Raw genomic sequence first — 14,276 nt, 5'->3', positions numbered from 1 at the left:
CGTTCATCCAGCGCGTGCGGAAAGCGGTGCCGTGGCCGCACTCGTGCCAGCGCGAGTCGCTGGACGAGCCGTAGAGCACGCCATAGACGAGCAGGAACGGCACCACCCACCACGTGCCCCAGAACCAGACGATCCCGGCGGCAGAGCCCAATATGGCAACGATCCAGATGATCGTGTCGCGGATCGCCGGCCCGTCCGAGCGTTGCATCAGCTCTTTCATCGCCTTGCGCGGCACATCGGTGTGATACCACTCGGCCGAGGCCAGCCCGGTCTCGATCGCGATGCGCGTGCTTTCCCCGACCAGGCTGTAGTCGCGCTTTTTCTCCATCACATCGACCTCCGATTTCCGGCCCGCCAGCCGGAGCATTCGTTTCGCATCATGCCCTGTCCGCCAATCCCGGAAAATTGCCCGACGGCACAGGATAATCCTGTTGCGGCTGCCTGGCGATCGACGCGATCTTCGCTTCGGCCGTCGCGATCGCGCCGGCGCCGTCGAGCACCCGGAACACCGCGTCGTAAGAACGGCTTTCGCCATGCTCCAGCCAGATCATCTCGCCGCGCTCGCGCGCCGCGAGATTGCCCAAGACATGGTGTGTCGAGGGCTCTATGCCCAGCGCATATTGCCCTGCCTGGAAATTCTGCCATTGGTAGGCGCAAGGCAGCTGATCCCTGCGCGTGATCACTTCGAAGCCGAGCCCGAGCTGATCGTTGACCACCGCCACCGGCACCTCGCCATTGGCGTCGGCCGCCATCTCATGCTGCCAGACCTGCTCGTTGAAGCCCAGTCGCGGCGCCGGCACGGTGCGGTAGCCGACCTTCTGCGCCTCGTAGCGTTCGCCTGCATGGCCAGCCCAGACGACGTCGCGGATCGGCGCCAGATAGCGCGAACCCTCGTCGAGCAAGGGGTGGCTGACATTGACGTGGTAAAAATACATGTGCGGCGTGCGATTGAAGCCATGGTTGACGACGCGGTCCGACAGCCGGATCTCGTTGCCGCCGACATCGGCCTCGATACGCCGGATCAGATGCAAATCCTCGCCGAACACCGCCGATTGCTGAACGATGCCTTCGGCCCAAAGCACGCAGCGGTCGCCATCCCAGGCCTCGCCATAACCGGTCAACCGCGCTGGAATGGTGCCGACGCGACCATGCAGCGAATGGATCACGGTCTTCTTGCCCGGGTAGTTGTAGCTATCGGCAGGCACCTCTTCGCGGCCCAATATGTGGTCGAGGCCGCAGGTGACAAGCAGGCCTGAAAACGAGCGCGCCCAGGCGAGTCCCCCTTCCCCCTCATAATCGTGCAGGCCGGGGTGGCGAAAACCGCTCGGTGAATGCCAGCCGATCGCCTGGCCCTTGAAGTCGCAATCGGCGATGTCGAGTGCCCGATCGACCAGTGCCGTGAAGCGCAGCCCCGTGCCGGTGCGGAACTCCAGCATGCGGATGCCGCGTTCCACCCCGTCGCCAAGCGTCATCAGCCGCACGCCGGCAAATTGCGACAGCATGCCCGAACGTTCCGACACCTGACGGCGCGAAAGCGTCTTGCCGTAAAGTTCTACCATGTGACGGCCAACTTCTTCACTTCGCTCTCGTTTCTTTCAGCAAGGCCGACATGTCGGCGCCGGTGATGATGCTCTCCACGGTCAGGAGATCGGTATCGGCAACCGTCTGCTCGGCGACGATCTCGCCGCGGCGCATGACGATGATGCGGTCGGCGACCTGGAACACGTGGTGGATGTTGTGGGTGATCAAAAGCACGGAATGACCGGCGTCGCGCACCTCCTTGACGAAGCGCAGCACGCCATGGGTTTCCTCGACACCGAGATTGTTGGTCGGCTCGTCGAGGATGATGACCTTGGCGGCGAACTGCATGGCGCGAGAAATCGCAATCGACTGCCGCTCGCCACCCGACAGCGTCGAGACCAGCGCATCGGCGTCGAGTTTTTTCGAGATGCCGACGCGCTTCAACAGCGCCGACGCCGCATCGCGCAATTTGGCGAAATCGAGCGGCGCGAACACGCCCAGCCATTTCAGCTTGACCGGTTCGCGCCCAAGGAAAAGATTGCGCGCAATGCTGAGATCCGGCGCCAGAGACGTATCCTGGTGAATGGTCTCGATGCCGAGGTCCATCGCATCGCGCGTCGAGCGGATCGAGACCTTCTCGCCGCGCACATAGATGTCGCCACGGTCTATCGGAAACACACCGGAAATCGCCTTGATAAGCGTCGATTTGCCGGCGCCATTGTCGCCGAGCAAGGCCACAACCTCGCCCTCCTTGAGAGCAAAGGACGCATTCTTCAGCGCCCGAACGCTGCCGAAGGATTTTTGCAGATTCTGCAGCCGGAGAACTTCCATGATCAGCCCCTTGCGGCGTTCTTCTGCAGCAAAGCGTGCAGGATGAGCATGGCGAGGATGATGAGGCCCACGAAGATGTTGTAGGCGAGGCCCGGCACGCCGATCAGCACGATGCCGTTGCGGATCGCGCGCAGCATCAGCGCGCCGACGATGGTGCCGAGGATCGTGCCGCGTCCGCCGGTCAGCGCCGTGCCACCGACCACCACCATGGCGATCACTTCGAGCTCGTAGCCGGTGCCGGCCACCGGTGAGGCGGCCGAGATGCGGAAGGCGCTGATCATGCCGGCCAGTCCCGCAAGGACCGAAGTCAGGATGAACAGCCACACCTTGACGGCGTCCGCCGGCACGCCGCGCGCCACCGCCGCGTTCCGGTTGGAGCCGATGGCGCTGATCCAGTTGCCGAGCTTGGCATAGCGCAGCACGTAGATCGCCAGCAGCGAGAGACCGATGAACCACCACAGCGAGGTGTAGAACCGGAACGACCCGACATTGAAGCTGCCGGCCAGCAGCGTGACGAAAAAGCCTGGCTGGTCCCAGGATTTCAGCGGAAAGCCCTGCGTGATGTAGAGCGCCGCCCCGCGCACCACGAGCAGCATGGACAACGTGACCAGGAAGGACGAAATGCCGATCTTGGTGACGATCAGCCCGTTGATGGCGCCGATGGCGATGCACAGCAGAAGCCCGGCCAGAAGCGCGATGCCGATATCGACGCCTCCGTTCTGCACCAGAAGCATGACGACGACCGGCGCCAGCCCGAACACGGCACCAACCGACAGGTCGAATTCGCCCGCCGTCAGAAGCAGCGTCATGCCGAGCGCGATAATGCCGAGCTCGGGTAGGAACGCCATCATGTTGGAGATGTTGAGCGGCGACAGGAAATTGGCATCGGCGATGGCGAACACCGCGAGCAGGACAATGAGGATGACGAGCGAGGAGAATTGCGGCGAGCGCATAAGGCTCGATCTACGTTTCCCGACAGGCATTTCGTCTTCTGCGGCGATCATCATGACTGCTTGAACCATGCTTTGAAATGGTGCCCGCGGCCTGCGCCGCGGGCACCGGTTTCACTTCGTGTCGTAGAGTTTCAGGATCGGTTCGACGCTCGAGGCGTCGTAGAGGCTGAAAGTATGGATGTCGTAGCCGATCGGTTCGCCCGACGCGGCGAGCCCGAGCAATGCCACCGGCATGAAGCCTTGCGCAGACGGGAACTGCCAGGCGGCCGCGTTGACGAAGCCGGATTTGACGGCCTCCGCGGTTTCCTTCGAATTGCCCCAGCCGACGACCGGGATCTTGCCGGCCGGCACACCTGCGCCGTCGAACACCCGCTTGACGCTGGCCGCGACGGAATCGCCGAGCGCGATGATCGCCGGCGGATTGTTGGCCACCATGTAGTCGGTCATCTTGGCAATGATGCCGGCCGGGTCGGTGCCGCAATCGACCACATCATATTTGATCCCCAACGGATCGAAGACGCTGGCGATGCCTTCGGTCTCCAGCTGCTGATAGCTGGCGCCAGGCACTTCCACCGGCAGGAACACCTTGTCGCCCTGCTTCACCATCTTGTGGTCGACGAGATACTTGGCCCAGATCACGCCCGCCTCCTTGAGATCGGCGCCGACATAGGCCTGCCGTCCGGTCGCCGGATCGTCTGTGTTGAAGAACACGATCGGGATCCCGGCCGCCTTGGCAGCCTTCACTTCCTCGGTCCACAGGCCCGGCTGGGCCGAGGTGGTGGCGATGCCGTCGGGCTTGGCCGCAAGCGCGGAATTGAAGGCCTCCTTCTGCGCCGCCATGTCGCCGCCGCTGAAGGAAATCTTGCAGGTAACCTTGAGTTGGTCGCAGGCTTTGGTTGCGCCGGCATTCCAGTCCAGCCAGAACGCATCCGACGGGCCGCCATGCGACAGCAGGTAGAACGTCTTCTGGCCATCCTGCGCCATTACCGGCGAGGCGAATGCGATGCCCGCGAAAACAGTCGCGGCCGCTGCCAGTTTCAATCCGAATTTCAACACTGCAATTCCTCCCTTGTTGTTGCTTCCAAGCCGGATGCACCGCCGGCAAAGGGCGGCGCACAGCTGGTCAGAGACCGTTGGCGCGGAACTTGTCGTCGAGAAATTTCTTGGCCCTCGGCACGTCGTCTTCCGAAAGGTGTTCGATGATCACCGGGATGTTCGGGTTCTTCTGCGACAGGCGCTGCAGATAGAGGTCGTAGTTCAGCGAGCCGGTGCCCGGCGCGTTGAGGACCATCTCGCCAACGCCGCGGAAGGTGTGCGAGGCCAGCGCGTCGTCATCGCCGATGTCCGCATGCTTCTCGCTCTTGTCGTCGCCGGCTCGTGCGACATCCTTGGCATGCGCGATCTTGACCTTGTCGGCCAGCGTGTCGAACACCTGGTTCAGCACCTTGTCCATCTGGTCGATGTTGTGGCTTTCGAAGTAGTTGGTCGGATCCATCAGCAGGCCGAGGCCCGGATGGTCGACCTGCGCGAACATCCTCACCGTTTCCTCGACCGAGCCGACGACATTGTTGACGTAGGTTTCGAGCAGGAACATTGAGCCGTGGTCATAGGCTTCCTGCGCCAGTTCGGAGATCACCTTGCGGCACATCTCAAAACCCTCTTCGGACTTGTTCTTGGGATCGCTCATCCACTCGCTCTCGGTGTTGTAGGTACCGGTCTCCGAGATCACGTAAGGACTGCCGAGCTGGCGGGCGTTGCGGATGATTTCCTTCAGCCGATCGACATTCGCCTTGCGGTGCGCGAGGTCGGGATGAATGACATTGGTGTAGCCCGAGATGCAGCAGATCGGCAGGTCGTGGGCACGGAACGTGTCGCGAACCTTCTTGGCCTTATCCTTGGTGATCTGGCCGGCCGACAGGTCGATATCCTTGAAATGAAGGTCGAGCTGCACGGTGTTGAAACCGTGGCCACGGATCTTCTTCGCCGTCTCTTCGAGGCCGTACGGGAAATAGCCCGTGAAAATACCTGCCTGCATCATGGTGTGAATTCCTCCCTGTAAGCGATTCAGTTGTCTGGTGTTTCAGTTGCGGTGATCAGGTAGCGATTTCGGAAAGCTTGACCGTGCGGCCCTCGTCGATCGAGCGATAACCCGCCTCGACCAGCGCCATGGTCTTGACGTTGTCGGCCACCGACAGCGCCGGCGGTGTGCCGGTCTTCACCGCGTGCTGGAGCTGCTCCATCACCCCGATAAAGGCATGCGGGAACCACATCGTGTCCCAGCTCGGACTGACCCACTCGCCTCCGGTCGTCTCGGTCGAGGCATAGGTCAGCGTCGAGGCAGCGCCCGTCGGCCAGCCAATGGTGCCCTTCGCGACCCCCTTGCTGCCGTCGACGCGCCAGTTGATGTGCTGGTCGTCCTTGTAGCCATCCTGACGCGGACCGGACCAGACATCCTCCAGCGACACGGCAAGCACACCGGACGGGAAGCGCAGCGTCGACACGGTGATGCCGTCGGAATGGTCGAATGTCGTGCGCGGATCCTTGCGTGTCAGCGTGGTGATCTCGTCGGGATCGCCGAACAGAAATCGCAGCACGTCGAGATGATGCACACTCATATTGGCGAGCGTCAGCCGGTCATAGTCCTCGAGGAAGCTCTGCCAGTGCGGGATGGCGTGCATGTCGATCTGCGCGAAGACGATGTCGCCCAGCGCGCCGCTGTCGATGATCTGCTTCAAGACGCGCATCGACTGGTCGTAGCGCATGTTCTGATTGACCGAGAGGATCTTGCCGGCTTTTGCCGCCTCGTCGCGCAGCTTGACCGCTTCCTCGACCGACAAGGCCAACGGCTTCTGCGCCAGGATCGCCTTGATGTGCTTCTGCTTCAGCGCGTGACGGATCAGCGCCGGCTGCAGGTCGGGCGGGAAAGCAAGGTCGATGATCTCGACATTTTCGTCCTCGATCAGTTTTTCCGGTGTGTCGTGGACGGTCGGAATGCCCCAGCGCGTCGCCACCTTCTCGGCGCTGGCCCTGGTGCGCGAGGCCATTGCCACCACCGGGAACCCAGCTTCCTTGTAGGCGGCGAGATGGCACTCGGCCATGATCATGCCTGCGCCGACGCAGCCGATCTTGTATTCCTTCGTGCGGACCTTCACGTCCGGCTCGAAGCCTTTGCTTCCCATCTCTTCCTCCCGAAACTCTTTCCTTGCGGCGGCCGTCATCGTGCCAACGCTCCGCCGCTCTGTTCGAAATAATGCACTCTGGCCGGCTCGCAGGATATCGCCACCATGGCATCCGGCCGGATGTCGGGCTGGCCGCGCAGCAATGCCTTCAGCCGCGCCTGCCCGGCAGCGAGCGTCACCACGGTATAGCCGCCAAGCGGCTCGACCTCGAACACTCGCGCCGGGCGGCCCGGGCCCCCATCCGCCCACGGTCTAACCTTGATGTCCTCCGGCCTCAGCCCGATCTCCACGGCGTCGGCGGGCGCTGTCTTGTCGTCGATGCGAATCGTGCCTTCAGCCGCTTCGACACCGCCCTCGCCGCGCGCCGATCTGAGGATGTTCATCATCGGCGAACCAAGCAGCCTTGCCACATAGGTGCTGGCCGGGCGGTCGTAGATCTCTGCCGGCGTACCGATCTGCCTGATCTTGCCGTCCTCCAGGATAGCAATGCGGTCAGCGACCGACATCGCCTCTTCCTGGTCATGCGTGACATAGATCAGCGTCTTGCCGAGTTCGCGCTGGATGCGCTTCAGCTCGACGCGCGTTTCCTCGCGCAGCCTGGCGTCGAGCGCCGAGATCGGATCGTCCATCAGATAGGCATTGGGATCGCGCACCAGAGCCCGCGCGATCGCCACGCGCTGCCGCTCCCCGCCCGAAAGCTGTCCCGGCGGCTTGTGCAGGATATGGCCGATATGCAGCTTCGCCGCGACGTCGGTGACCCGCCGCTTGATCTCGGCCTCGGCGACCCGGCGTTCGACCAGGGGAAAGCGGACATTTTCGAGCGCGCTCATATGCGGGAACAGCGCCAGGTTCTGGAACACCATCGCCACGTTGCGCTCGGCCGGCGACATCGCGTTGACCGGCCTGCCTCCGATCAGGATTTCGCCGGTGTCAGGTGTCTCCAGCCCGAGCACCAGGCGCAGGATGGTCGACTTGCCCGACAGCGGCGGACCGAAGAAGCAGAAGAACTCATTGTCGTTAACGGTGAACGAGGCGTCATCGACGGCGAGTGTATTGCCGTAGCGTTTGGTCACATTACGGAAGACGATATCGGCCATGGCTCAGGTCGCTCCACGGATCAGTGACAGGTAGCGAACGCCGGCGCCGCCCCTCATCCGCCTGCCGGCACCTTCTCCCCGTATAGGGACGGGGAGAAGGGAGAAGCTCCAACGATGACGCCCCCCTCTCCCCGTCTCTACACGGGGAGAGGGTAAGGGTGAGGGGCGGCGCCAACTTGCGAAAATTTGCCGGACCAACATCTCAGCCTCCCACCCTCATGGCGCGGCCGGTAGCGGCGTCGAAGACGCGCACCGACGACGTAGTGGGGGCGATGACAGCGGTGTCGCCGATAGCCAGTCCGACATCATTGTCGAACACCGTTTTCACAGCCGCCTCGCCCTGGCCGAGATGAACGATGGTGCGCGCACCGATCCGTTCGACAAAGGTCACCGGCATTGCGAGCCCCTGCCCATTCTGCACCAACGTCGCCTGTTCAGGCCGGAATCCGTAAAGCACCTCGCCGCGCGCACCGCGCATGGCCATCGCGAGTTCGCCCGGCAGCGGCGGCGTGACGCCCAGCGGTCCGAGATCGACGACCAGTCCGCGGTCGCTCTCCGCTGGCCTGCCCTTGAGCAGATTCATGCCCGGCGCACCGATAAAGCGGGCGACGAAGACATTGGCCGGATCGTTGTAGACCTCGAGCGGCGTGCCGACCTGCTGCAGCACGCCATGATCCATGACCGCGATGCGGTCGGCCATGGTCATCGCCTCGAGCTGATCGTGGGTGACATACACCATGGTCTGGCGGAACTGCCGCTGCAGCTGCTTCAGTTCGGTGCGCATGACGGCCCGGAAAGCGGCGTCGACATTGGACAGCGGCTCGTCGAGCAGGAAGATCGCCGGCTCCATGATCGCCGAGCGGCCGATCGCCACCCGTTGCAATATATTGACCGACAGCCTGTCGGCCTTGCGGTCGAGCAGCGGCGAAAGCTGCAGCATCTCGGCGATGGCGCCGACGCGGCGATCGATCTCGGCTTTGGCAGCCCCCCGCATTTTTGGTCCATAGGCAAGGTTCTGGCGCACCGTCATATGCGTGAAGATGGCGTAGTTCTGGAAGACGAAGCCGACGCCGCGCCGGCCCATCGGCACGCCGGCCATGTCGCGCTCGCCAAACAGGATCTTGCCGCCGGTCGGCTCTTCCATGCCGGCGATCATGTTCATCGTCGTCGACTTGCCGCAGCCCGACGGGCCGAGCAGCGCCATGAACTCGCCATCGGCAATTGCCAAATCCATGGTCTTCAGCGCGGTGAAGTCGCCGAATTTCTTGACCAGGTTTTGCAAGTGGATCGCGCTCATGCCGCTACCTCGCGTGCCCGCGCCATGCGCTTCATGGCAAACACCGCGACGATCGACAGCACGACCAAAATGGCCAGCGCGATCGCCGCCACATAGCCCCAGATCAAATCCTGCGTGGTGAGCTTGTAGATGTAGACCGAGATGGTTTCGGTGGCGACGCCGGGGCCACCTCCGGTCATGATGTAGAGCGTGTCGAAGATCTTGAAGTTCTCGATTACCCGGATCGCCAGCGCGATGATGATGATCGTCTTCATCTTCGGCAGCACGATGGTGACGAAGCGCTGCCACGGATTGGCGCCGAGCAGCGTCGCCGCCTTGATCTGGTCCTCCGGCACGCCGACCAGGCCGGCAAGCAGGATAAGGAACATCAGCGGCGTCCATTGCCAGATGTCGGCGACCATCACCGCAATCAGCGCCAGAGTCGGATCCGACAGCCAGGCGATGGTGACGGGAGATCCGGTGAGCGCCGACAATATGTCGTTCACCGGCCCTCCCGACTGGAACAGCATGAAGAACATGTAGCCGGCCACCGCCGGCACCACCATCATCGGCATCAGCAGGATCGAATAGAAGGCGCGCTTGCCCGGGAAATCGTCGGCAAACAGCGTCGCCAGCGCTAGCCCAAGCAGGAATTCCGCCGGCACGCAGACGATCATGACAATGACCGTACGCTTCAGCGCGCTCCAGAAGCGCGCGTCGGCGGCGAGATCGGTGTAGTTGGCAAAGCTGTTCCACATCGACCAGGCGTTCCACCAGCCGGTGCCCGACAGGGGCGACCAGTCGGTGACGCTGATGTAGAGCTGCATCAACAGCGGGAAGGCCGAGATGAACAGCACCAGGATCTGCGCAGGCAGCGTCAGCCGGAAACCCAGCCTTGCGCCCTCATCGCGCGAAACCGGCTTTGCTCCGACGGCTTTCATCTCATCCTTGGACGTCATGGCAGTCACCGCGCTCATTGCTTGAGCGCCCCGAACGTCAACCCGCGCACCAGATGGCGTTGGATGGCGATGCCCATGATAACCGGCGGCACGGCCGCGATCAGGCCAAGCGCCGCCTTGGCGCCATAGAGCTGCCCGGTCATCGAGGAGGATAGCGAGGCCATGTAGACCGGGATCGTCACCCATTCGCGCGTCGTCAGAAGCAGCGCGATCAGATAGTCCGACCAGTTGAGGATGAAGACGAAGAGCGCGGCACTTGCGAGCGGCGCGCGCATCATCGGCAGCGTGATGCGGGTGAAGACGCGCAGCCGCGAACAGCCTTCGACAAGCGCTGCCTCCTCGATCTCGCGCGGCATGTCGTCGAAGAAGGTCTTCATCAGCCAGAAGGCGAACGGCAAGGTGACGATGCCGTAGATCAGCGCCAGGCCCCACCAGCTGTCGGTGAAGTTGAGGAAAGCCCACATGATCATCACCGGGATCATGACCGCCATCGGCGGAAAGATCCTGAGTTGGATCAGCGCCAGCGGCAGGTTCTGGCCGGAGCCGAAACGCGACAGCCCATAAGCCGCGGCTGTGCCCGCCGACATGGCGATCACCGTGCCGAAAACCGCCGACAGCAGCGATGCGAGGATCGGCTTCAGCGCGTTACGGTCAAGCGCGACGATCAAATTGTTGGTCGACTCGCCGAAGACGAAACGGAAATTGCTGAGCGTCGGGTTCTTCGGCCACCAGGTCAGTTCGGCGCCGGTCGCCGACCATTCGGCGATCGGCTTGAACGCCATCGACACCATCCACAGGATCGGCACCAGCGTCACCGCCATGGCCGCGAAGATCGCGGCATAGCGGAATATCAGGAAAGGAACGGAACGCTTCATCTGGCGGCTTTGCTGGTGGCGTTGTGGGCGGAGGGGAGAAGTAGGCTCCTCCCCTCCTTCGATATGATCCAGGGAGAAGGATCAGACGATTGGATCGAGAACTGTCGGCCAGGCCTCCTTGTTGGTCTTGATGGCTTCGAGCAGTTTGTCCTCGCCGGTGCGCCGGGCGATCTTTTTCCACTCTGCCTCGGTGTCGGCCATCGCCTGCTCCGATGTCTTGGCCTTGGTCAGCGCCGCCATCAGGTTCTCGTCGAGCGCATTGTGGAAGGCTGTCGCGCCGGGATAGTTGATGGTCGGCACGGTGCGGGCGACCGTCTCGCGCACGACGTCCATGTGGTAGGCATGATAGGTCTGGCGCACCAGCGGATCGGAGAAGTCCGAAAGCCGGAACGGGTCCAGATAACCGCCGGGGTTGGCACTCATCCAGGCATAGATGCGGGCCGAGCCCAGCCATTGCAGCAGGAGGTAGGCGACCTCCTGGTTCTTCGACTGCGACGAGACCATGCCGGTCAGCGAGAACCACAGCACGGAACGGCTGATCAGCTTGCCGCCGATCTCGCGGCCGGGCGGCAGCATCGAGCCGATCTTGCCGGTGACGGCTGAATCCTTGTTGCCGGCATTGTCGAGGAATTTCGGCAGGTTGGAGAAGGCGCAGGTCATCGCCGCACCACCCTTGGCGAAGTTGCCATATTGCTCCGGCCAGCCCCAGGAGATCGCATCCGGCGAATGATGCGCGAGCGAAGCAACATATTCGTTGGTGGCGGCGATGCCTTGCTCGGAATTGATCATCGGCTTGCCGTCATCGCCAAACAGGAACTGGTTGGGCGAAGCCATCGAGACATAGCGCTGGTACCAGTTCGTGTAGCCCCAGCCCTGGTTGCGCAGGTCGGTCGAGCCGAACAGGCCCTTGTCCGGTCGCTGGAAGAAGGCGGCGATGTCGCCATGCTGCTTCCAGGTCTTCGGCGGCGCCAGATCGTAGCCGTATTTATCCTTGAAGGCCTTCTTCTCGGCTTCGTCGCCGAACAGGTCGGTGCGGTAGACCCAGGTCTGGAAGTCGCCGTCCAGCGACACGCCATAGTTCGAGCCGCGGTATTTGTTGAGCAGCGACACGCCCTTGGCGCCGTTGACATAGCCGCTGACGGGATCGTCCCATTCAGGCTTATGCTGCGCGACAAAGTCGTCGAGCTTGGCGATGCCGCCGGTTTCGGCGAGGTCGCCGAGGCGGTTCCATTCGGTCGAGTAGATGTCGTAGGCCCCACCCTTGGTGGAGATGTCCTGCATCGTCTTGGTGAATTCCTGGCCGTTCGGCAGACCGACGATTTCGATCGCGATGCCGGTTTCCTTTTCCCACAGCTCCTTGATCGACGGCGCACCGGCCGGGAACGGCTGCGTGAGCTGGCCGATCGAGCCGTCGGACAGGCCGAGCACGATCTTGGTCGGCGCCTTGCCGGCGCCCTTCAGCGCCTTCGCCGCCTCGATGGCGCGGCCTTCCGGCGTATCGGCGCCATACTGGTAGCGCTCGGCCCCTTCGAAGCCCGTCGGGCCGCCGATCATGCCTGGCGCCAGCGCGTCGGCCGCATAGGCACGGCCGGGACGAATGAATTGGGGTGCGATACCAGCAGCGGCCATCATGACGGCCGCCTTTCCTCCAGATGCCAGCAGCCGGCGCCGCGAGATGCGGATCAAGTCAGACATTGAAACTCCTCCCTCAGGGCCACGTTTCCTCCACGACCCTTATGAGGGATATTGACGACAGCATGGCAAGGCTGTCAACATCATAAATAATCAAAACACATCATAACATCGCAATAGGGCAAGGAAATGCACAAAAACGGGATCCATCCGTCAAGCCGGATGCCTCAATTTGAGGGCACCCGACCCTTCCCGGCCCTGCGCACCCCTGCCGGACCATTTGATTTAGCCCGGCGGCTTGCACATCGGCCAAGGGCGGATACATCATTTCCCATCAGAATCGCCGATGACGCGGAAGCCGTCACCAGCCGATCCGACGCATGCAGGAGATGAAAGACGGTGCGTTCCACCCTGACTGACATAGCCCGGGAGGCCGGCGTCTCGGCCGCCACCGTCGACCGCGTGCTCAACAACCGGCCCGGCGTACGGGCGCGCACGCGGGAAATCGTGCTCGAAATGGCGCAGCGCCTCGGCTACATCGCCGAAGGCCCGAACGGCACGCCGCCACGGCCCTCGCCCGGCGAGGTCATCCGGCTCGACTTCGCCCTGCCGGCCGGCACCAATTCCTTCATCAAGATGCTGCACCGCCACATCGAGGCACAGGCTCTGGCGCGGCCCGACCTCGATGTTCGTATCGCCACCATAGAGGGCTTCAATCCTGACCGGCTCGCTCGCCTGCTGCAGGATCTGCGCGGACAGACGCAAGGCGTCGGCGTCATCGCACTCGACCATCCGACGGTGCGCGAAGCGATCCGCTCCCTGTCGGCCAACGACATCAAGGTGGTGACCATCGCTTCCGACATCCTGCATGTGCCCAGGGTCGCGTATATCGGCATCGACAACCGCGCCGCCGGGCGGCTGGCCGGCTATCTGCTCAACCGCTTCATGGGATCGGGGCGTCCGGGCAAGGTGGCGCTGTTCGCCGGCTCGCTGTCCTATCGCGGCCACGAAGAACGCGAGATGGGGTTCCGCCACGTGCTGACCGAGGAATCACCCAATCTGCAGATCGTCGAGATGCGCGAAATGCTCGACGATCGCGAGAAGGCCTATTCGGAGGCATCAGCCCTGCTGGAGCGGCACCCCGACCTTGCCGCGATCTACAATGTCGGCGCCGGCAACACCGGTATCGCCCGCGCGCTCAAGGAGCGCGGCCGCGCCCAATCCATGGTCTTCCTCGGTCACGAAGTGACGGACGGCACCAAGGACCTTCTGCTCGACGGCACGCTCGACGCGGTCATCGACCAGAACCCGCGCGTCGAGGCCCGCGAAGCGCTCAACACCCTGATCCATGCGGTCCGGGGATTGCCCTATGAACTGCACCAGCCAAGGCTGCAGGTGATCTTCAAGGAGAACATCCCGGAGATTTGACGAACCAGACGAACGGGGCGGCGCGGCAAAGCGCCCGCCCCGCTCGATGCTTCTAGTCTATTGGACGGCAGCGACTTCAGCCGCGGCGCCATCGACAAAGCTCTTGTCGACCCATTTGCCATAGTCGATCGAGCCCTTCAGGAGCCCGGCGCTGGCCATGAATTTCTCCTCGCCTTGCAAGGCGGCGATCGCGTCGTCCGTGAGTTTCGGATCCTGATGGAACACCCCGTCGGCGTAGGTCTTGCGGACGGATTTTTCCGACGACTTGGTGGCCTCGACAAAGGTCTTGATCGTCTGGTCCGGATGGGCATCGGCCCAACGCGAAATCTCGATATCGACCTTCAGCAGCCGCTTGACCAGATCGGGATATTTCGCCGCGAAGGCGCCGTTGACCGAGATGACGTTGGGCACGTTCCATTCCGGATGAGTGCTGGTGTCGAACAGGACGCGCGCCTCGCCGGTGTCGACCAGCTTGGCCGCCGTCGAATCGGTCTCGACAATGGCGTCGATATCGCCGCGCAGCAA

The 14,276-nt window shown here is 62.9% G+C and carries 12 protein-coding genes and 2 pseudogenes; 1 reads left to right on the top strand and 13 read right to left on the bottom strand.

Annotation, left to right across the window (positions count from 1 at the left end; translation table 11 throughout):
* From EN749_RS17095 to EN749_RS17040, 12 genes and pseudogenes are all read right to left on the bottom strand, one after another.
* Nucleotides 1-328, bottom strand: a pseudogene (locus EN749_RS17095) (fatty acid desaturase); the annotation flags it as partial.
* Between the two features lie 49 nt (nucleotides 329-377).
* Nucleotides 378-1,559 carry an aldose 1-epimerase family protein gene (locus EN749_RS17090; protein ID WP_128363581.1) on the bottom strand — a complete coding sequence of 394 codons (1,182 nt, stop codon included), beginning with the start codon at nucleotides 1,557-1,559 and terminating at the stop codon, nucleotides 378-380.
* A 16-nt stretch (nucleotides 1,560-1,575) separates the two neighbouring features.
* Entirely contained in the window at nucleotides 1,576-2,358 is a 783-nt protein-coding gene (locus EN749_RS17085) for an ATP-binding cassette domain-containing protein (protein ID WP_164761550.1), read from the bottom strand.
* Complete coding sequence (locus EN749_RS17080; protein WP_127267579.1) at nucleotides 2,355-3,356, bottom strand: ABC transporter permease; 1,002 nt, start codon at nucleotides 3,354-3,356, stop codon at nucleotides 2,355-2,357. Before EN749_RS17080 ends, EN749_RS17085 begins: the two co-directional genes overlap by 4 nt.
* A gap of 60 nt (nucleotides 3,357-3,416) precedes the next feature.
* Nucleotides 3,417-4,361: a substrate-binding domain-containing protein gene (locus EN749_RS17075; RefSeq protein WP_127382086.1), complete on the bottom strand. Its 945-nt coding sequence runs from the start codon at nucleotides 4,359-4,361 to the stop codon at nucleotides 3,417-3,419.
* Between the two features lie 67 nt (nucleotides 4,362-4,428).
* On the bottom strand, nucleotides 4,429-5,343 hold the full coding sequence (locus EN749_RS17070) for a sugar phosphate isomerase/epimerase (RefSeq protein ID WP_127317901.1): 915 nt from the start codon (nucleotides 5,341-5,343) through the stop codon (nucleotides 4,429-4,431).
* A gap of 55 nt (nucleotides 5,344-5,398) precedes the next feature.
* On the bottom strand, nucleotides 5,399-6,484 hold the full coding sequence (locus EN749_RS17065; RefSeq protein WP_127809915.1) for a Gfo/Idh/MocA family oxidoreductase: 1,086 nt from the start codon (nucleotides 6,482-6,484) through the stop codon (nucleotides 5,399-5,401).
* A 35-nt stretch (nucleotides 6,485-6,519) separates the two neighbouring features.
* A complete protein-coding gene (locus EN749_RS17060; protein WP_024501564.1) occupies nucleotides 6,520-7,581 on the bottom strand; it encodes an ABC transporter ATP-binding protein in 1,062 nt (353 codons plus the stop codon).
* Nucleotides 7,582-7,783: 202 nt separating this feature from the next.
* Nucleotides 7,784-8,878 (bottom strand): ABC transporter ATP-binding protein, encoded by a 1,095-nt coding sequence (locus EN749_RS17055; protein ID WP_127809914.1) that lies wholly within the window; start codon nucleotides 8,876-8,878, stop codon nucleotides 7,784-7,786.
* Nucleotides 8,875-9,834: a sugar ABC transporter permease gene (locus tag EN749_RS17050; protein WP_127331046.1), complete on the bottom strand. Its 960-nt coding sequence runs from the start codon at nucleotides 9,832-9,834 to the stop codon at nucleotides 8,875-8,877. The genes EN749_RS17055 and EN749_RS17050 overlap by 4 nt, the downstream gene beginning before the upstream one ends.
* Nucleotides 9,831-10,691 carry a carbohydrate ABC transporter permease gene (locus tag EN749_RS17045; RefSeq protein WP_127269508.1) on the bottom strand — a complete coding sequence of 287 codons (861 nt, stop codon included), beginning with the start codon at nucleotides 10,689-10,691 and terminating at the stop codon, nucleotides 9,831-9,833. The genes EN749_RS17050 and EN749_RS17045 overlap by 4 nt, the downstream gene beginning before the upstream one ends.
* Nucleotides 10,692-10,772: 81 nt before the next feature.
* Nucleotides 10,773-12,386 (bottom strand): extracellular solute-binding protein, encoded by a 1,614-nt coding sequence (locus EN749_RS17040; protein ID WP_127331050.1) that lies wholly within the window; start codon nucleotides 12,384-12,386, stop codon nucleotides 10,773-10,775.
* Between the two features lie 336 nt (nucleotides 12,387-12,722).
* On the opposite strand from EN749_RS17040, the gene EN749_RS17035 reads away from it, so the two are divergent.
* Nucleotides 12,723-13,751, top strand: coding sequence for a LacI family DNA-binding transcriptional regulator (locus EN749_RS17035; protein WP_127396597.1), 1,029 nt, complete (start codon nucleotides 12,723-12,725; stop codon nucleotides 13,749-13,751).
* A gap of 57 nt (nucleotides 13,752-13,808) precedes the next feature.
* Here EN749_RS17035 and EN749_RS17030 read toward each other — a convergent pair.
* A pseudogene (locus EN749_RS17030) lies at nucleotides 13,809-14,276 on the bottom strand (aliphatic sulfonates ABC transporter substrate-binding protein); the annotation flags it as partial.

The organism is Mesorhizobium sp. M7A.F.Ca.ET.027.02.1.1 (assembly GCF_004022985.1).
Taxonomy (GTDB): Bacteria; Pseudomonadota; Alphaproteobacteria; order Rhizobiales; family Rhizobiaceae; genus Mesorhizobium.
The sequence above is the reverse complement of the archived record's forward strand: the minus strand, read 5'-3'. Positions and strand labels throughout refer to the sequence as shown.

Excerpts from the sequence above, each read along its gene's own strand:
- EN749_RS17090 (WP_128363581.1), bottom strand. The coding sequence starts at position 1,559 with ATGGTAGAACTTTACGGCAAGACGCTTTCGCGCCGTCAGGTGTCGGAA.
- EN749_RS17080 (WP_127267579.1), bottom strand. The coding sequence starts at position 3,356 with ATGATCGCCGCAGAAGACGAAATGCCTGTCGGGAAACGTAGATCGAGC.
- EN749_RS17070 (WP_127317901.1), bottom strand. The coding sequence starts at position 5,343 with ATGATGCAGGCAGGTATTTTCACGGGCTATTTCCCGTACGGCCTCGAA.
- EN749_RS17065 (WP_127809915.1), bottom strand. The coding sequence starts at position 6,484 with ATGGGAAGCAAAGGCTTCGAGCCGGACGTGAAGGTCCGCACGAAGGAA.
- EN749_RS17060 (WP_024501564.1), bottom strand. The coding sequence starts at position 7,581 with ATGGCCGATATCGTCTTCCGTAATGTGACCAAACGCTACGGCAATACA.
- EN749_RS17055 (WP_127809914.1), bottom strand. The coding sequence starts at position 8,878 with ATGAGCGCGATCCACTTGCAAAACCTGGTCAAGAAATTCGGCGACTTC.
- EN749_RS17050 (WP_127331046.1), bottom strand. The coding sequence starts at position 9,834 with ATGAGCGCGGTGACTGCCATGACGTCCAAGGATGAGATGAAAGCCGTC.
- EN749_RS17045 (WP_127269508.1), bottom strand. The coding sequence starts at position 10,691 with ATGAAGCGTTCCGTTCCTTTCCTGATATTCCGCTATGCCGCGATCTTC.
- EN749_RS17040 (WP_127331050.1), bottom strand. The coding sequence starts at position 12,386 with ATGTCTGACTTGATCCGCATCTCGCGGCGCCGGCTGCTGGCATCTGGA.